Raw genomic sequence first — 17,061 nt, 5'->3', positions numbered from 1 at the left:
TCTGCGGCGCGGGTCTATCTCAGGCCACGCGGTTCTCGATGGCCAGCCGCACCAGTTCGGCGGAGGTCCGCACGCCGAGCTTCTGCCGCATGATCGAGGACGTGTTGGCGACCGTCTTGTAGGAGGAATGCACCAGCCACGCAATCTCGGCGAGGCTTTTGCCGGTGCTGAGCAGGCGCAATATCTCCATCTCGCGCGAGGTCAGTTTTGCAAGCGGGCTTTGCGCATAGGCCGGTCCCGCGAAGGCGATGCTTCGCGCCATCGCCGGCGGCAAATAGTGCCCGCCGCGCGCAACCTCACGGATGGCGTCGACCAAGTCCTGCGGATCGCCCGCTTTTGAAACATAGCCCTTGGCGCCGACCTCGATGGCGCGTGCGGCGAATACCGGATCATCGTTCATGCTGAACATGATGATGCGCGCGGACGGGTCGCGCGTGAGGATGCGCCGCGCCAGTTCATAGCCTGATACGGTCGGAAGATTGATATCGAGAACGCAGACGTCGGGATGCTTCCGTTCGAAGACGCGCTCGCCGCTCTCGGCGTCGGACGCTTCCAATATCTCGATGTCGGGATCCTCGGCGAACAACGCGCGGCAACCTGACGCAACGATGCGATGATCATCGACGATCAGGACGCGCATGGCGTTGCTCCCCGGCTACCACGTCAATACTGTTGACGCACCGCGTCAGGTGAGTGCAGCGAGCAGGAACGATACTTGCCGTTGACTGCCGTGCAACCTGCGCGATGTTACTGTACGCTTTCAATTAGATCGTCGGCTTTTTTGTCTGTCAACGCTTCACTCGCCAGGAACCGAAGGCGACTTCGCTCTCAGACAAAGGCGACTTCTCTCTTGGACAAACGACATGTGGCAAAAGCTTTCCTTGCGCGCCCGGGTCAATCTGCTTCTCGCGGTTGTCCTTGCACTGGGCCTGGCGATCAATGTCGGGCGGCTGGTGCTCGAGGCGGGGCCTCGCGTTCAGGCCGAAGATCAAAGCGTGATACGGCTGGCGCGTGAATTCATTGAAACGATCGTTGCCGGATTGAACGAGGCGCCGGACGGGGAAGCGCGGCTGAACCAGATTGTTCATGATCTCAACCGTCTGCGCCACGTCAGCATCACGCGGCAGGGAGAGGCCGCCGGCGGGGCCGCGGACACAGATCGCTCCGACAACGATACCCGTTCGCCGCCCGCCTGGTTCGTTGCGCTCGTTCATCCCCAGAAGACGGCCGTAAGCGTGCCGATTTCGCTGAGGGGCAAGCCAGGCTCGCTGCTGATCACCTCCCATCCGAACGATGAGATGGCCGAGATATGGGACGGCATCGTCACCCAGCTCCTGATCGGCTCGGGCGTTGCGATCGTTCTCTTTCTGATCACGAGCATGGTCGTTGGCCGCGCGCTCTCGCCGCTCGAGGCGCTTTCGCAGGCGATCACGAAAATCGAATCCGGCAGCTATGACACCCGTGTGAAGCCGGAGGGCTCGCCGGAGCTTGCCGCCATCTGCGAAAAACTGAATCATCTCGCCGCCGCGCTGGGCGGTGCCGTCGACGACAAGAGGCGGCTGGCCGAGCGCGTGGTCTCGCTCCAGGATGCCGAGCGCAAGGAAATCGCGCGGGAACTGCACGATGAATTCGGGCCCCATCTGTTTGCGTTGCGGGCCCATGCCAGTGCGCTGACGCGGATGGCGGATACGAGCGAGCCAAATCGCGGCGCATTGCGCAAGCATGGCGGCGCCATCCTGGAGCAGGTGGACACATTGCAGCAATCCAATCGGCGCGTGCTCGAACGGCTGCGTCCGGTGGGGCTCGCGGAACTGGGCCTCCGCCAGGCGCTCGGTGCTCTCTTTCGTCTATGGGGCGAGTCCCACCCGGGTGTCGTCGTCGAGGCGGCTATTTCGCCTGTTCTCGGCGACACCGGGGAGACGGTCGATTTGACGATCTACCGCGTCATTCAGGAAGCCCTGACAAATGTGTTCCGGCACGCCAATGCGACGCACGTCAACGTCACCGTTGAGCCCGCGGAGACGACATCGGACGACCGCGGCTGTGCACGGGTGCGCGTGATCGACGATGGCTGCGGATTGAAGTCGGATCACAAGCTCGGCCTTGGTCTTACTGGCATGCGCGAGCGCATCCTGGCGCTGGGAGGCTCGCTTACGATCGCTTCCGGAGGGAATGGAGTGACGGTCGAGGCGCTGATTCCAAAAGGCTCCGTCTGCTGATCCGGGAATTTTTCCCGATTCCACCGGGAAGAAGGCGCTCGGTCGAGTGAGACGTTTTGAACGTAGCGCAATGTTGCCGACGCCCTAATATCGCTTGCACCTGACCGGCAGGGGACCAGGCAGCCGGAATGGTGGGGATGAAGTGGATGGGTGCTCGATTCCTGTCGATCGGGGCGTTGTCGATCTGTCTGGTTGCGGTGAACGATCGTGTTCAAGCCCAGGACAGGGCCGGGGAACTCGAGGCCTTACCCTCCATCGAGGTAACCGCCCCGCCGACGGCGCCAGCCGCCAGACCGTCTCGCAGCAGAAGCGCGCCGCGTACCCCCACCGCCGCCAGGAATGTGCGACGGGTTTACGTCTATCCGACGGCGCCCACGCCGACGGTGGGCTCGGGAATGAACGTCGACAAGGTGCCGGCGGCCATCAATGCCGTTGGCGCCGCGCAGATCGCGCGCACCGACTCGCTGAACATCGCGGATGCGCTACAGCAACAGGTGCCGGGTATCATCGTCAGCGATACGACCGGCAACCCGTTCATGCCGGATATCCAGTTTCGCGGCTTTGTCGCATCGCCCGTCTCCGGCACGCCGCAAGGCCTCGCGGTCTACCAGAACGGGGTGCGCGTCAATGAAGCGTTCGGCGACACCGTCCATTGGGATTTGATTCCGACGGCCGCGATCAGGTCCGTCACCGTCGTGACCAACAATCCCGCATTCGGACTCAATGCGCTGGGCGGTGCCGTCAACGTGCAGATGAAGGATGGCTTCAACTACCAGGGCGCCGAAATCAACACGATGGGCGGCTCGTTCGGACGCATCCAGAGTTCGGCGCAGTATGGCAAGCAGTTCGGCAATGTTTCCGTCTATGGCGCATTGGAAGGCGTGCGCGACAACGGATACCGCAATTTTTCGGAGTCCGCGATCCGCCGCTTCTATGGCGATGTCGGCTACCGGACCGACAGCGGCGAGTTTCACCTCAACGTAGGTGCCGCCAAGAACAATTTCGGCGCGGCTGCGACCGTGCCGGTCGAATTGCTCCAGAAATATTGGGGCGCGACCTATACGACGCCCCAGACCACGGACAACCGCGTTGCCTATGCCAACCTGACCGGAAAGGTCGATGTCACGCCGACCTGGACGATCGAAGGCTCGGCACGGGTTCGTGCATTCAGGCAGAAGACGGTAGACGGCAACCCGACCGAGACGGAGCCATGTGCGGCCCCCAATGACGCGTTCCTTTGCTTCAACGACGATACTTCCTTCGCGAATGGTCTCAACGGAGTCCCGATCGTAAATCCCTTTCCCGCCGACGCCGTGCTGGGGCAGATCGACCGGACAACGACCCGCTCGACGACGACGGGAGCAACGCTACAGGCGACCAACACCGACCAGTTGTTCGGTCACAACAATCAGTTCATGATCGGCACCAGTTTCGATTCCGGCGTCACCCGTTTCGGGGCCAGCGCGGAATTGGGCACGATCAACCCGAATTACGTCGTCAGCGGCAGCGGCATATTTCTCGGGCGATCCGGCACGCCGGTTTCGATCGGCCCGGTCGATCTTCGCGCCACCAACCGATACACTGGCCTCTATATGCTCGATACGTTCGACGTGACGGATGCGTTTTCGATCTCGGGCGGCGGCCGGTTCAATTATGCAAGCATCGTCCTTCAGGATCTGATCGGCACCGATCTCAACGGCAGCCATACGTTCAGCCGCTTCAATCCGATGATCGGCGGCACCTACAAGATCACGCCGGGCCTGACGGCCTATGCCGGCTATTCCGAAGCCAATCGCGCACCGACGCCGCTGGAGCTCGCATGCGCCGACCCGGCGCGCCCGTGTATCGCTGCCGCATTCCTCATCTCGGACCCGCCGCTGAAGCAGGTCGTGTCGCGTACCGTTGAGGCCGGTTTCCGCGGCACGACGGAGCTCAATGTCGGCACGCTCAGTTGGAAGGTCGGCGCGTTCCGCGCCACCAATGCCGACGACATCCTCGCGATCCCGAGCCCGGAGCTACAGGGCTTCGGCTATTTCCAGAATGTGGGAAGGACGCGGCGCCAGGGCATCGAGGCCCAGGTCAATCTGACGTCGAAGACGCTACAGCTATATGCCAGCTATACCCTTGTGGACGCGCGCTTCCTCGATGCGATGCAACTCGGCTCCAACAGCCCGTTTGCGGTCGACGGCAATATACAGGTTGTGCCGGGCAACCGAATTCCGGCGATCCCCCGCAATCGAATCAAGGCCGGCATCGACTACTGGATCACCGATGCCTTCAAGGTTGGCGGAGACGCGCTGTTCGTCAGCAACCAGTTCTTTGCCGGGGATGAATCCAACCAGTTCCCGAGGCTGCCGGGTTACGCCGTTTTCAACGTCCACGCCTCGTATCAGATCAACAAGACATTTCAGATTTATGGGCGCGTGAATAACATCTTCGACAATCGCTACGCGACTTACGGTACTTTCTTCCAAACCGATGACGTGCCGAACTTCTACAATGGCGGCGCGCCATTCGTTGATCCGCGCTCGGTCAGTCCGGCGCAGCCGCGCGCGTTCTACGCAGGTCTCAAGGCGACGTTCTAAAACTGACGGCGCGAGATGGTCTCTGTTCTCAACAATTGCTGCGGCAGATGCCCGCGGAAATGGCCGATCCGAGCACTGGCCGCCGCTGCGGCAATTGCCGTCGCCGCGCTCGCGGCAACGGAGGGCGCCGTTGTCCAGGCGCCAACGATTGAGGTCGCTCCTTCACGGCTACCCCGTCTCGGAACGATCGGCGAGCGCTTTCAGTCCTACAATGTGGAGATGGTCGAGGTTACCGGCGGAGAATTCTGGAAGCCGTACGCGGTCAGCGCTTCCGCTGCATCGAGCCCTGACGCTGCCAGCGCCGGCCGCTCCGACCTCTTCAAATATCGCGCGCCGATCGACCTGCTCAACCCGCGGCTACGCACATTGGCTGCTGCTCTCGGCCCGGCCTACATGCGTGTAAGCGGCACCTGGGCCAACACGACATATTTTGCCGACAGCGATCACGCGCCGCCCGCGCCGCCGCGCGGTTTCACCGCCGTGCTTGGTCGCGACCGCTGGAAGAGCGTCATTGATTTCGCCCGCGCCGTTGACGCGGACATCGTGACCTCCATGGCAATAGGCTCCGGTGTTCGGAATGCGGCGGGTCAATGGCAGGGCGATCAGGCTCGCCGCTTCCTTGCTTATACGAAATCCGTCGGCGGCAGAGTTGCCGCTGCCGAGTTCATGAACGAACCCACGCTGCCGGCGATCGGGGGAGCGCCAAAAGGCTACGACGCCACGGCCTACGGGCGCGACTTCAAAATCTTTCGGGCGCTCATCAGGGAAAGCGATCCGGATTTGACCGTGCTGGGCCCCGGCTCGGCCGGAGAAACCGCGGCATCGCCGTCAGCGGCGCAGCCCGGCTCCGACACCATCAGCACACGGGATATTCTTACGGCATCCGGACCCGGCATCGACGTCTTTTCGTATCATCACTATGGCGCGGTCTCGCAACGGTGCTCCGGCATACCGGGCCGGGTCACGGCCGAAAATGCCCTGTCGGAAGATTGGCTGGCGAGCACGGACCAGACTCGCGCGCTTTACCAAACGCTCAGGGACGAGTTCGAGCCGGGCAAGCCGATATGGGTCACTGAAACCGCTCAAGCCGCCTGCGGAGGTGACGCTTGGGCCTCCACATTCCTCGACAGCTTTCGCTATCTCGATCAGCTTGGCCGCCTCGCCAGGGCCGGCGTGCAGGTGGTCGCGCACAACACGCTCGCTGCGAGCGATTACGGCCTGCTTGACGAGACGACGTTAAAGCCGCGGCCGAACTATTGGGCGGCGCTGCTCTGGCGCAGGCTCATGGGCACGACTGTTCTCGATGCCGGCGAGCATCGCGGGACGCACGTCTATGCGCATTGCCGGCGTGGCATTGCCGGAGACGTCACATTGCTGGCGATCAATACAGCGCGAACGTCCGCCGCGATCCTTCAACTGCCGCTTCCCAGCGAGCGCTACACACTGTCGGCCGAGCATCCGGAGGGCGCCGAAGTGAAGCTCAATGGAGCAGTGCTCGAACTCGATCCAGAAGATCGTCTTCCGTCCCTTGCTGCGATCAGATCGCCGGCCGGTTCAGTCGAGCTTGCGCCGGCCACGATCACTTTCCTCACCATCGCAGATGCCGGAAATGCGGCCTGCAAGTGAATGGATCGTGCGCGGCCGTTCGATCAGCCGTGCGGACTCAGGCCTCTTTCTTCGGGACGTATGTGCCCAGAACGCATTTGTAACGTTCCAGCTTCCATGCGTGGTACGGCCCTTTGGCAAGCCAGTCGGCGATCCCGATCTGGCCATGGACCGCGCAGGCCGTCATGGTGATGCCTGACTGCTCACTGGTTGTAACGACCTTCTCCAGGCAAAGCTGGCCATTGCAGAGAATAGCGACAAGAGTAACGAGCATGGTGTCCTTCGTAGTGATGCAAGTGCTGGCTTGGCCTATGCAGAGTTCGTGCCACTGGCCCACCCGTAGTCATACGGATGCTTCGCCGGCCGCGAGGCGCACGAGCCAAACGGCTCGACGGCGTTAGGCAGCAACGCACGATACCCAGCCGAACCGGCAGGCCATTCCGCCTATGACGGGTTCTCAAAGCGTTGAACACGCAGGGAAATTTCTCTCGGCAAGGAGAACGTCGCGTTAGGTATTGCAATGTCGCGGACAAACGGATCAGCCCCCCCGGCTGAGTGCCCACTATGAAGTGATTCCGGTGATCATCCAATCGTGAGTGGGCAGCGAGCAGCGGGTTTTCCGGCAGTTTGCGGCAGCGTTCAAAAACTCGCCGCCAGTGAGATGAGGCGCTGATGGACGCTTTCGCGCGCAGCCCTGATCGGCTCGGCCGGTCCGGCGGTCGGGCCGATCGGCACGAAGCGCACATTGCTGACGCCGATGAAGCGAAGCGCCTCGCGCAAATAGGGCGTTGCCATGTCGATGCGGCCGCGGTTCATGCCGGTGACGAAATCGCTGCCGCTGGCGATGATCACGACCGTCGGCCGATCCTTGAGTAGCGGCAAGTAGCCTTGCGCGGGATCGAACCGGAATGTCAATCCGGGCTGCGTGATCACGTCGATCCATTGCTTGAGCTTGTAGGGAATGCCAAAATTCCACATCGGCGTCGAAATCAGCACGCGTTCGGCCAGCGAGAAGCGAACCGCGATGCGCTCGGCGACGGCAAAGGCATCGCGCTGCGAGTCGGTGAAACCGCGCCCACCGATGCGGGAATATTTGGCTTCCAGGATGTAGCCTTCGAATTCCGGCAGGTAATCCTTCCAGAGGTTCATCGCGTCGATGTCCCAGTCCGGCCGCGCCGTTCGGAAACGATCCAGGAAAACGCGCGCGGCTGCGGCCGATTCAGAATCGGCGCGCGGCGAGCAGGCGATGTGAAGCAGTTTTGGCACCCTGCGTGCCTTTCAGCCGAGCGCCTTGATGACGGCCTCGGCGTTGGTCACGATCGAGACGTTCTGTAGCGCGAAGTTGATCGATGCGTTGTGCCAGTCGGCGTTCATCGTCGAGCAGCAATCCTCCGGCACGATCATGAAATAGCCTTTGTCGGCGCCGGTGCGCGCGGTGTGCTCGACCGACATATTGGTCCAGGCTCCGGTATTGATGATCATGTCGCGGCCGGTCGCCTTCAAAATGGTTTCCAGCCTTGTGCCTTCCCAGGCGCTCATGCGCATCTTTTCGACCACGAAATCGCCGCCGCGCGGCTCGAGGCCTGCGACCGGCGCCGCGCCCCAACTGCCGCGCACCATCGCCTTGCTGTCGACCAGCCCCTCGAACAGCGGCGCGTTGAGGGTGACGCCGGGTGCGCCGGCCTCGACGATGAACCAGACATGGATGATGACGACGCCGCGTGCGCGGGCGGCGTCTGCGAGGCGACGGACATTGTCGACGACACGCTGCTGGCGGGCGTGGCCGGGCGATCCTGAATCTGCGAAGGCGCCGCCTTCCATGATGACGTCGTTCTGGAGATCCTGGATGATCATCGCGCAGCGTTTTGGATCGAGCTGCATATCGCCGCCGTTTAGAATAGGTGCTGGTGCAGCGGAAGCTGCGCCGGCGCCGCTAGGTTTGCCGCTCATATAGGGTTCGTGACGCGGTCCGACCCTGGTCGGGATCGCATAGACCGAATGGGTCGCGGTCAGATAAAGCGTGCGGAAATCGGCGCCGCCCCAGGCGAGGTTGGCGACCAGTTCGGGAAGGCGGACCTTACCGAGCAGATCGCCGGCGGGGGAATAGACCCAGACGCCGCCGGGCGCCGTGACCCAGACATTGCCGCGCTGGTCGCATTTCATGCCGTCGGGCAGCCCAGGTTCGAGTTCGGAGCGGATGCCGCTTGCAAACGTGCGGGGATTGGAAAGTGCGCCATCGGCCTCGACATCGAAGGCGCGGATCACCGCCTGCACGGTGTCGTTGACGTAAAGTACGCGCTCGTCGGGCGAGAAGCACAATCCGTTCGGCTGCTCGAATAGATGGCGGTCGACCAGTAATTTCGGCGCGCCCCCGGCGGGCGGAATGCGATAGACGCCCTGGAAACCGAGCTGCCGCGGCCGCTCGACGCCATAGACCGGCATGCGCCCGTACCAGGGATCGCTGAAATAGATCGCGCCGGAGGAGTGCACGCAGACGTCGTTCGGGCTGTTGAACTCCTGGTTCTCGAAATGCGAGGCGAGCACCTCGCGCCGTCCGTCGGGCCGTTCGCGGATGAGGGAAGAGGTCGCGTGCTCGCAGACGATCAGGTTCAACTCGGCGTCATAGGTCATGCCGTTGCATTTGTTCGAAGGACGCCTGACCTCGACCACACCGCGCCTGATATCCCAGCGCCGGCGCACATCGGCCGGCATGTCGGAGAACAGCAGATACTGATCCACCGGATGCCAGATCGGCCCTTCCGTGAAGTCAAAACCCGTCCCCACCTGGCCGACCGGCGCGTAGGGATCGATCAGGTCTTCAAATCCGGTCCGCAGGGTGACATGCGTCATCGGTTGCGTCCTTATGCCGGGAACCAGTCACGCCGCGGCAAGGTCTGGACCACGGGGCCGGGCACCTGGTCGTGCAAGCGGCCGACCACGACGCCACCTTCGATCTTGGCGGGGCGGTCGTGCACCGGCAGCAGATATCGCGAGCTGGAGAGCAGCTTCTTGATCGCGGCTTTTTCTGCGCGCTTGCTGGTGCCATGATTGCCTGTCGTGCGAGGCTCCCAATCGTGGATCTCGTTGAAGGGCGTAACGATCTGGTCGTTGAAATCATAGATCACGTCGCCGCAGATGGTGGCGATGCCGTCGGCGGTGTGGACGATGATGTTCATCGAGCCTTCGGTATGGGCATTGGCGGCGTCGCAATAGACGCCTGGCATCAGCTCGATCGGACCGGTGATCTCGAGATCGAGGAAGCGCAGAGCGCTTTTGGTGTGCAGGCGATCGATCAGATGCTTGATATCGGGCGCCGGATATTGCGGATGCATGAGGCCCGAAACGGAATATTCCAATTCGCGCCGGTTGAGCACGACCGTCGTGTTCATCGGGAACAGGTCATCCTTGCCGGCGTGGTCGATGTGCAGATGGGTGTGGCAGACAAAGCGGACGTCGCCCATGCGCACGCCGTGGCGCGCTAACTGGTTCTCGATCATGTTCTCGTGGTACTGCAAGCCGCGCATGCCCAGCGTTTCCATGATCTGGTTGGAGCGATAGCCGGTGTCGACGACGACCGGATAGGGGCCGCCAACGATCAGGAAGCCCAGCGTGAGGACGCGGCGGGTGCGGCCGCAATCCCGGCCGAGCACGAGAAAACTCGATTCCAGCTCGATGTCGCCATAATCCAGAATCTTGATCTCCAGCGGCATTCATCCCTCCCTTGTCTCTGTTGTTCCCAACCGTCCGTGGCGCATCGCTGCACGCGCATGGCGGTGCTCTTGAAAATTTCCTCGCGCGGCTCGGGGCGGAGTCACGCCGCTTTCCTCCGTGCCAGCGACAGGACATGCGAGACGATCGCCGCGCTGGAGCCGCCGCCGGCGAGATCGTCGACAAAGCGCGCGATCGCGAGCAGCGCTTCGGTCTGCGGCTGAAAGCCGGGCCCGGTCGCGAGCGGCGTCAGCCAGCTCAGCCGCCATGCCTGGAGCGACAGCTTTGCAACCGCATCGCGCAAGGCGGAAACATCGCCGCGCTCCAGTCCATCGGAGAGAATCACGACGGCGGCACCGCGCGCGTAGGCGGCAAAGCGCGGCACCGCGAGAAAGGCCTGTAGCGCATCGCCGATGCGGGTGCCGCCGTCCCAGTCGCTGACCAGATGCGCCGCCGCATTGAGCGCCTGTTCGGCCCGCTTCACGCGCAGCGCGCGGGTGACGCGCGTCAGCCGCGTTCCGAAGGTAAAGACCTCGACATTGGGCGCCGCATGCATCAGGGCATGGGCGAGCCTCATGTTCTCTTCGGTCCGCTGTTTCATCGAGCCGGAGACGTCGATCAGCAGCAGCACCTTGCGCGGCCGGCTGCGCCGCCTCAGCCGTCCAAGCCGCAATATCTCGCCGTCATTGCGCACGCTGTCGCGCAAGGTGCGGCGCAGATCGGCGAACGGGCCGCGGCGCGCGCGCATGCGCCGGTGGCCGCGTCTCCGCGGCAATCGGCGCGGCGCCTCGCGTGCGAGCCGGCGCAGGGCATCGCCCGTCAAACCTTGCGCGAAACGCCGGTCAACCAGCGCTTCGGCGCGGGCGGCGGTCAGGCCGGATTCGTTGATGTCGTCGGACGCGAGCGGTTCTTCCTGCCCGCGGCCTTCCTCCTGGAGCCGCACGATCTGCTCGTCTTCATCCGAGGCTGTGCCCTCGAAGGAATCGCTGCCGCGAAAATGCAGATCGAACAGCCGGTCATAGGTCGCGCGGCGCTCCGGCGGAGGGGCGAGCGTCGCAAGTCCGGCCTGGCGGATATCTTCAACATGTCGGGGGCCGAGCAACTCGATGGCCGCGAGAAACGCGGTGGTCTGTTCCGGCGCGACGGCAAAGCCGTTCACGCGCAGCAGCGCCGCGAAGGAGATGAACACGCCCACGGCGCGCGGCAACTGCGGCCCGGCGATCATGCGGTGGCCTCTGCGAGCAGCGCGTCCAGCCGCGGCGAGATGAAGTGAAGATCTTCCTCGTCCTTGAGCGCCACGCCGATCGAGCGCCGGAAGGCGTCCGGCCAGCGGGCGCCGCCCTGATGCAGCAGCGTTGCAGCTTCCGCCCAGTCCACCGCCTCCGCGATACCCGGCGCCTTGGCGAGCGGCTCGCGCCGGAGCTTGCCGACCGCGGCGACCACGGCGCGCGCGGTCGCTTCCGCGACGCTGGAGGCGCGCATCATGATGATGTGCGCCTCGCGCTCCGCATTGGGATAGTCGATCCAGTGATAGACGCAGCGGCGCCGCAGCGCCTCGTGCAGGTCGCGGGTGCGGTTCGAGGTCAGCACCACGACCGGCCGCTCCACCGCCCGCACTGTGCCGCGTTCGGGAATGGAGATCTGGAAGTCGGACAAAAATTCGAGCAGGAAGGCCTCGAACTCCTGGTCGGCGCGGTCGATTTCGTCGATCAGGAGCACCGCCGAATCTGGCGCGCGCAGCGCGGCCAGCATCGGCCGCTCGATCAGGAACGTCTCGCCGTAGATGTCGATGGTCTCGTCACCGGCCTGCCGGATCGCGAGCATCTGGCGCGGATAGTTCCACTCGTAGAGCGCGGCCGAGGCGTCGATGCCTTCATAGCATTGCAGGCGGATCAGGCGCCGCCCGAGCACCGCGGCAATGGCCTTTGCGGCTTCGGTCTTGCCCACCCCCGGCGCGCCCTCGAGCAGGAGCGGTTTGCCGAGCGCGAGCGCCAGGTAGGCGGCGGTCGCGAGCCCGTCGTCGGCGAGATAATAAGCGGCGCGCAACGCTCGCTCCAGCGCCTGCGGGCTGTCGATGCCGACGATGTTGCTGCGCACGGCCATATCGGGACCTTAGCGCCGCGCCTGCGGCCGCGCGCCGCCTTGCGCCTTGATCGCGCGCAGCACTTTCTCCGGTGTGATCGGCAAGTCGTCGATGCGCACGCCGACGGCATTGAAGACGGCATTCGCGATCGCCGGCAGCACCGGATTGGCGCACATCTCTCCCGGGCCCTTGGCGCCGAACGGCCCGTCCGGGGCAGGGCGCTCCAGCACGGCGATATCATGCGGGCAGATGTCGCCGGGCCCAGGCATCAGATACTCGACGAAGTCGCGCGGTCCATGCTTCGGGTCCGGATAATACGGCTCCGGCGTTTCATACAGTGCGTGGCTGACGCCCATCCAGGCGCCGCCGACCAGTTGCTGTTCCACCAGGCGCGGGTTGAGCGCGCGCCCGAGCTCATAGGCGCTGTCCATCCGGATCATCGCGACCTCGCCGGTTTCGTCATCGACCTCGACTTCGGCCACGAGGCAGGCATGGGCGTAGCAGGTGGCTGGCGACATCTCGCCGGTCTCGGGATTCACGTCGGAGAGCGGCACCAGAAAGATGCCGCGGCCGGAGATCGTCTTGCCCTGTTTGAACTGCGCCGCGATCGCCACGTCCTTGGTCGAGATCGAACGGTGCGGTGCGCCTTTGACATGAATATTGCCGCGGCCGTCGGTCTCGAGATCGGCGGCGTTGACCTCGAGTTCCTCGGCCGCCGCTTCCATCATCACGCCGCGCGCTTCCCTCGCCGCGGCCATCACCGCATTGCCGACGCGGTGGGTGCCGCGCGAGGCAAAGGAGCCCATGCAGTGCGGCCCGGTATCGGAATCGGCGGTGTCGACATAGACGTCTTCGACCGGCACGCCGAGCGTCTCCGCGCAGATCTGCCGCGTGACCGATTTCATACCCTGGCCGAGATCGATGGAGGACAGCGCCACCGTGAACTTGCCGCTGGGATTGGAATGAACCAGCGCCTGGCTGGGATCGCCGCCGAGGTTCATTCCGATGGGATAGTTGACCGATGCGATGCCGCGTCCGCGATGCCTTGTCATGTCAGCGCCTCCGCGTGCCGAATACCGAGGAGAAACGGGTCGCGCCGTGCGACGGCGCGGCCGGTTGCGGCGGGGAAGGCGGCGGCGGTGGCGGCTCGCGCGGCGGTTCATTGAGCGGCGCGGCAAGGCTGCGATCGTAGGCCGTGCGCTGTTGCGCCGGCGCCGTGGGCCGGGGACGCGTTTCGCCCGGCGTCGCCGGAATGGCGGCGCGGCCGCCGCCGCCGTCCTTGCGCGAGGACATCCGCCTGAACTCCTCGCGCAGCGTCCATTTGGACTTCTCGGCCGCGACCTGCACGCACTCGATCAGTGCGCAGTTCTTGGCTTCGCGCCGGTGCGCCTTCATGTCGCCGTCGCGATAGGCGTTGAGGATCCGGAATTCCATCGGATCCATGCCGACGAGATGCGCGAGCTTGTCCATCTGGCACTCGATCGCAAAATCCATCGCGGTGACGCCAAAACCGCGCATCGCGGTCGCCGGCGTGCGGTTGGTGAAGACGCAATAGACGTCGCCATGGACGTTCGGGATGGTGTAGGGCCCCGGGAGATGCGCGACGCATTTGACGACGGCGTAGCTCGACAGCCGGGTATAGGCGCCGCTGTCGAAATAGGCACGGACCTTGCGCGCGATGATGCGTCCGTCGCGCATCACGCCGTCCTTGAGGTAGATGCGCTCGGCGCCGCGTGGTGAGCCGAACTGCATCTCCTCTTCACGTCCCAGCACATAGCGTACCGGGCGCCCTGTCAGCATCGCGCCAAGAATGCAAAGCGGCTCGGTGAGGGTGTCGACCTTGCCGCCAAAGCCGCCGCCGACGGTGCCGCCAACGAAATGGAAGGTGTTGGACGGCACGTCCAGGATCTTGGCGCTGGTATCCAGCGAGAAGAACAGGGCCTGCGTCGAGGTGTAGACGACGTAGCGGCCGTTGGTATCGGGTGCGGCGATCGAACCGTTAGTCTCGGTCGGCGCGTGCTCGATCGGCGACATCTGGTAGCGCTGCTCCAGCACGTGATCGGCCCCGGCAAGCGCACGATCGGCATCGCCGAAGCGCAGCTTCTGGTGATCGTAGACGTCGTGATAGATGAAGGTGTTTTTTGGATAGACCTCGTTGACCACGGGCGCGCCGGGCTTCAGCGCGTCCTCGACGTCGAACACGGCCGGCAGCGGCTCGTAGTCGACGCGCACCTTCGCCATCGCCTCATGGGCTTCGCGGGGACTGTCCGCCACGATGGCAACGATCGGCTCGCCCTTGTAGCGCACCTTGTCGACCGCCAGCGACGGCTCGTCGTCCTTGCCGAAATTGATCAGGCTCAAAAGGGTATTGAGATTGCGCGGCACGTCGGCGCCGCGGATGATCCGCCGCACGCCCTGTGAACGTTCGGCTTCCGCGGTGTCGATGCGGCGCAGCCGCGCATGGGCGTGCTGGCTGCGCAGCACCTTCATGTGCAGCATGCCCTGCAGCTTGTGATCGTCGAAATAGGTCGAGGTGCCCGTGACATGGCCGAGCATGTCCTGGCGCTGCGTACCCTTGCCGATCTCCTTCAGATTGTCGTCGCGCTCATCGGCGAAAATGTCCTTGCGCAATTCCAGCATGGCATTCCCTCTCACGCGCTGGCGCGGCCGCCCGAGGCGGCGGCGAGCACGGCATTGATGATCGGTTCGTAGCCGGTGCAGCGGCAGATATTGCCGGAGATCGCCTCGACCACTTCGGCGCGGCTCGGCTGGGGATTGCGGTCGAGCAGCGCTTTTGCCGCCATCAGCATGCCCGGCGTGCAATAGCCGCACTGGGCGGCAAAATTCTCCATGAAGGCGCGCTGCAGCGGATGCAGTTGCGGTCCCTGCTTGATGCCATCGAGCGTTTCCACCGATCGTCCGGCGACGGTCTCGGCGAGCGTCAGGCATGACAGGTGCAGCGCGCCATCGATCAGCACGCTACAGGCGCCGCAACCGCCCTGACCGCAGCCGAATTTCGGCGTCATGTCGCCGATCAGCTCACGCAAGGCGACAAGCAGGTTGGTGCCGCCGTCGACGAAGATCGCGACCTCGCGGCCGTTGTGACGAAATTGCAGGGGAATCTTGCTCATGATCCTATTCCTGTCCGGAGAGCAGCCGGCGCAAATGGACGCCGACGATCTCGCGGCGATACCAGGCGCTGGCGAGCGCATTGTCGCCGGGTGACGTGCCCTCGGTGGCCGCGGCTGCGGCAGCGGCGATTGTTGCCGCATCAAGCGCGCGTCCTTCCAGCGCACGCTCGACTGCTCGCGCCCGCGTCGGCACCGGCGCCATCGAGCCGAGCGCGACGCGCGCGCCGGCGATCCGCCCGCTGCTGACGGGCAGATGCGCGGCCAGCGTAATGACCGAGCCACCTTTTGGCTGGATGCGCGCGACCTTGCGATAGCGGAACGACTCGCCGGCGATCCTTGGGAAGGAGACCGAAAGCACCAGCGCGCCGCCTTGCCGCTCGCGCGCCTGCAAAAATTCGTCGAGGGGCATGTCGCGCCCGCCAAAACTGCCCTGGATCGCCACGGTTGCATCCAGCGCGAGCAGCGCGACGGTAAAATCCCCATAAGGGATCGGCGCGAATAGATTGCCGCCGACCGTGCCCATGTTGCGCACCGCCGGGCCGCCGATCGAGCGGGCAGGGGCGTGCAGGAAAGCCAGGTCCCGTTCGGCCAGGATGCGGGCGAAAGTGACGCTCGCGCCGATGGTGACCCGCGAGCCTGTTGCGTCGATCCGGGTCATCGCGGCGTCGGTGGCGCGGACGATGGTCGAGATGGAAATGTCGCCCTCGTTCAGCGCGCGCATCACCAGCGTGCCGCCGCCGAGATAGCGCGCCTCGCGCTCCGACGACAGCGCTGCCGCGGCTTCGCCCGCATTCGTGAAGCTCTTCACGATTACCGGCATGGTGTCGCCTCCGTGGTCATGCCGCCTCCTTGAGGTGCTGGCGAATGGCCTCAAAGCCGGCCTGGTAGATCTGCTCGGAAACCATTTGCGTGATGGAATCCCGATCTTCCGGCCGGGTGGTGAAGCGCGATTCCCACTGCCAGAAGGTCCGGTCGCCGTCGGTCACCGGCAACAGCCGCACATGGGCGACGTAGTTGAACAGCGCGATCGGCGTATCGAGCAGGCAATAGCTGAAGGTCTGTTCGAGATCGGACAGCGCCAGCAATTGTTCGCGCAGCTCCGAGCCGTCCTGTAGCTTGAACCGCCGCACGCAGCCGATCTTGTCGGAAGGCTGGGCGCGCTCGATCGTGCTGGTGGCGACCGCCGGGTGCCAGCGATCATGCCCGTTGAAATCGCGCAGCACGCTCCACACCGCGTCGGTCGGTGCATTCAGGATCGTGCTTTTGACGATATGCGGCACCGCTAGCCTCCGAATGCCCGTTTCAGCGCGTCGAAGCCGCCCTGAAACACGCCGCCGCCGATATTGCTCACGAGCTCGGTTTCGCGTTCGGGCGCGCAGTCGAATTCGGCGGTCCACTCGACAAAGGTCTGGTCGCCGTCGGTGACGGGCGTAAGCCGCAAGGTGGCGACGTAGTTCTCCACCCCCATCGGCGATTCCAGGATGGAGTAGGTGCAGAACATGTCGTAGTCCGACAGCCCGAGCAGCTTTTCGCGGATGCGGTCGCCATTGCGCAGCCGGAAGTCGCGTACGCATCCGATCTTGTCGGCGGGCTCGCCGCCCTCGATGCGGCTTTCCGCGATCGCCGGATGCCAGTTCGGCAGGCCGTTGAAGTCGCGCACGCGCGCCCAGACGCGGTCGTTGCGGGCATTGACGACGGTGGAGATGTAGACGCGGGCCATCGCTCAACCC

At 64.3% G+C, this 17,061-nt stretch carries 16 protein-coding genes; 3 read left to right on the top strand and 13 right to left on the bottom strand.

Annotated elements, in window-relative coordinates; translation table 11 throughout:
* Positions 1 to 19: 19 nt before the first annotated feature.
* Positions 20 to 640: a response regulator transcription factor gene (locus tag JQ628_RS03400; RefSeq protein ID WP_212219124.1), complete on the bottom strand. Its 621-nt coding sequence runs from the start codon at positions 638 to 640 to the stop codon at positions 20 to 22.
* A gap of 223 nt (positions 641 to 863) precedes the next feature.
* Between JQ628_RS03400 and JQ628_RS03395 the strand changes: the two genes are divergently transcribed.
* The 3 genes from JQ628_RS03395 to JQ628_RS03385 all read left to right on the top strand — a co-directional run bounded on the left by JQ628_RS03395 (position 864) and on the right by JQ628_RS03385 (position 6,430).
* Positions 864 to 2,219 (top strand): histidine kinase, encoded by a 1,356-nt coding sequence (locus JQ628_RS03395; RefSeq protein WP_212219120.1) that lies wholly within the window; start codon positions 864 to 866, stop codon positions 2,217 to 2,219.
* A 128-nt stretch (positions 2,220 to 2,347) separates the two neighbouring features.
* Positions 2,348 to 4,804: a TonB-dependent receptor domain-containing protein gene (locus tag JQ628_RS03390; RefSeq protein ID WP_212219117.1), complete on the top strand. Its 2,457-nt coding sequence runs from the start codon at positions 2,348 to 2,350 to the stop codon at positions 4,802 to 4,804.
* Positions 4,805 to 4,819: 15 nt separating this feature from the next.
* Positions 4,820 to 6,430, top strand: a complete 1,611-nt coding sequence (locus JQ628_RS03385) for a hypothetical protein (RefSeq protein WP_212219114.1) — start codon at positions 4,820 to 4,822, stop codon at positions 6,428 to 6,430.
* Positions 6,431 to 6,467: 37 nt separating this feature from the next.
* Here JQ628_RS03385 and JQ628_RS03380 read toward each other — a convergent pair whose 3' ends face one another.
* The 12 genes from JQ628_RS03380 to JQ628_RS03325 form a co-directional block, all read right to left on the bottom strand.
* The gene (locus tag JQ628_RS03380) at positions 6,468 to 6,683 is read right to left on the bottom strand and encodes a hypothetical protein (protein ID WP_212219111.1); all 216 of its coding nucleotides are present in this window, start codon (positions 6,681 to 6,683) and stop codon (positions 6,468 to 6,470) included.
* Between the two features lie 365 nt (positions 6,684 to 7,048).
* Entirely contained in the window at positions 7,049 to 7,675 is a 627-nt protein-coding gene (locus tag JQ628_RS03375) for an FMN-dependent NADH-azoreductase (protein ID WP_212219108.1), read from the bottom strand.
* A 12-nt stretch (positions 7,676 to 7,687) separates the two neighbouring features.
* Positions 7,688 to 9,259 (bottom strand): isochorismatase family protein, encoded by a 1,572-nt coding sequence (locus tag JQ628_RS03370; protein ID WP_212219105.1) that lies wholly within the window; start codon positions 9,257 to 9,259, stop codon positions 7,688 to 7,690.
* 11 nt (positions 9,260 to 9,270) lie between these two features.
* Positions 9,271 to 10,119: an MBL fold metallo-hydrolase gene (locus JQ628_RS03365; protein ID WP_212219102.1), complete on the bottom strand. Its 849-nt coding sequence runs from the start codon at positions 10,117 to 10,119 to the stop codon at positions 9,271 to 9,273.
* 101 nt (positions 10,120 to 10,220) lie between these two features.
* Entirely contained in the window at positions 10,221 to 11,342 is a 1,122-nt protein-coding gene (locus tag JQ628_RS03360) for a vWA domain-containing protein (protein WP_212219099.1), read from the bottom strand.
* Complete coding sequence (locus tag JQ628_RS03355; RefSeq protein WP_212219096.1) at positions 11,339 to 12,220, bottom strand: AAA family ATPase; 882 nt, start codon at positions 12,218 to 12,220, stop codon at positions 11,339 to 11,341. The genes JQ628_RS03360 and JQ628_RS03355 overlap by 4 nt, the downstream gene beginning before the upstream one ends.
* Positions 12,221 to 12,229: 9 nt before the next feature.
* Entirely contained in the window at positions 12,230 to 13,252 is a 1,023-nt protein-coding gene (locus JQ628_RS03350; RefSeq protein WP_212219092.1) for a xanthine dehydrogenase family protein molybdopterin-binding subunit, read from the bottom strand.
* Position 13,253: 1 nt separating this feature from the next.
* Positions 13,254 to 14,840: a xanthine dehydrogenase family protein molybdopterin-binding subunit gene (locus JQ628_RS03345; RefSeq protein ID WP_212219088.1), complete on the bottom strand. Its 1,587-nt coding sequence runs from the start codon at positions 14,838 to 14,840 to the stop codon at positions 13,254 to 13,256.
* 11 nt (positions 14,841 to 14,851) lie between these two features.
* Positions 14,852 to 15,331 (bottom strand): (2Fe-2S)-binding protein, encoded by a 480-nt coding sequence (locus tag JQ628_RS03340; RefSeq protein ID WP_212219084.1) that lies wholly within the window; start codon positions 15,329 to 15,331, stop codon positions 14,852 to 14,854.
* Positions 15,332 to 15,335: 4 nt separating this feature from the next.
* Positions 15,336 to 16,151 (bottom strand): FAD binding domain-containing protein, encoded by an 816-nt coding sequence (locus tag JQ628_RS03335; RefSeq protein WP_212219081.1) that lies wholly within the window; start codon positions 16,149 to 16,151, stop codon positions 15,336 to 15,338.
* 16 nt (positions 16,152 to 16,167) lie between these two features.
* The gene (locus JQ628_RS03330; RefSeq protein WP_212219078.1) at positions 16,168 to 16,611 is read right to left on the bottom strand and encodes an SRPBCC family protein; all 444 of its coding nucleotides are present in this window, start codon (positions 16,609 to 16,611) and stop codon (positions 16,168 to 16,170) included.
* A 2-nt stretch (positions 16,612 to 16,613) separates the two neighbouring features.
* Positions 16,614 to 17,051 (bottom strand): SRPBCC family protein, encoded by a 438-nt coding sequence (locus tag JQ628_RS03325; RefSeq protein WP_212219074.1) that lies wholly within the window; start codon positions 17,049 to 17,051, stop codon positions 16,614 to 16,616.
* Between the last annotated feature and the right edge of the window lie 10 nt (positions 17,052 to 17,061).

Source organism: Bradyrhizobium lablabi, assembly GCF_018129385.1.
GTDB lineage: Bacteria > Pseudomonadota > Alphaproteobacteria > Rhizobiales > Xanthobacteraceae > Bradyrhizobium > Bradyrhizobium lablabi_C.
The sequence above is the reverse complement of the archived record's forward strand: the minus strand, read 5'-3'. Positions and strand labels throughout refer to the sequence as shown.

What these genes read in the sequence shown, in the direction of transcription:
- JQ628_RS03350 (WP_212219092.1), bottom strand. Translation starts at nt 13,252, where the DNA reads ATGACAAGGCATCGCGGACGCGGCATCGCATCGGTCAACTATCCCATC.
- JQ628_RS03335 (WP_212219081.1), bottom strand. Translation starts at nt 16,151, where the DNA reads ATGCCGGTAATCGTGAAGAGCTTCACGAATGCGGGCGAAGCCGCGGCA.
- JQ628_RS03360 (WP_212219099.1), bottom strand. Translation starts at nt 11,342, where the DNA reads ATGATCGCCGGGCCGCAGTTGCCGCGCGCCGTGGGCGTGTTCATCTCC.
- JQ628_RS03345 (WP_212219088.1), bottom strand. Translation starts at nt 14,840, where the DNA reads ATGCTGGAATTGCGCAAGGACATTTTCGCCGATGAGCGCGACGACAAT.
- JQ628_RS03395 (WP_212219120.1), top strand. Translation starts at nt 864, where the DNA reads ATGTGGCAAAAGCTTTCCTTGCGCGCCCGGGTCAATCTGCTTCTCGCG.
- JQ628_RS03390 (WP_212219117.1), top strand. Translation starts at nt 2,348, where the DNA reads ATGGTGGGGATGAAGTGGATGGGTGCTCGATTCCTGTCGATCGGGGCG.
- JQ628_RS03385 (WP_212219114.1), top strand. Translation starts at nt 4,820, where the DNA reads ATGGTCTCTGTTCTCAACAATTGCTGCGGCAGATGCCCGCGGAAATGG.
- JQ628_RS03370 (WP_212219105.1), bottom strand. Translation starts at nt 9,259, where the DNA reads ATGACGCATGTCACCCTGCGGACCGGATTTGAAGACCTGATCGATCCC.
- JQ628_RS03355 (WP_212219096.1), bottom strand. Translation starts at nt 12,220, where the DNA reads ATGGCCGTGCGCAGCAACATCGTCGGCATCGACAGCCCGCAGGCGCTG.
- JQ628_RS03340 (WP_212219084.1), bottom strand. Translation starts at nt 15,331, where the DNA reads ATGAGCAAGATTCCCCTGCAATTTCGTCACAACGGCCGCGAGGTCGCG.
- JQ628_RS03380 (WP_212219111.1), bottom strand. Translation starts at nt 6,683, where the DNA reads ATGCTCGTTACTCTTGTCGCTATTCTCTGCAATGGCCAGCTTTGCCTG.
- JQ628_RS03325 (WP_212219074.1), bottom strand. Translation starts at nt 17,051, where the DNA reads ATGGCCCGCGTCTACATCTCCACCGTCGTCAATGCCCGCAACGACCGC.
- JQ628_RS03400 (WP_212219124.1), bottom strand. Translation starts at nt 640, where the DNA reads ATGCGCGTCCTGATCGTCGATGATCATCGCATCGTTGCGTCAGGTTGC.
- JQ628_RS03365 (WP_212219102.1), bottom strand. Translation starts at nt 10,119, where the DNA reads ATGCCGCTGGAGATCAAGATTCTGGATTATGGCGACATCGAGCTGGAA.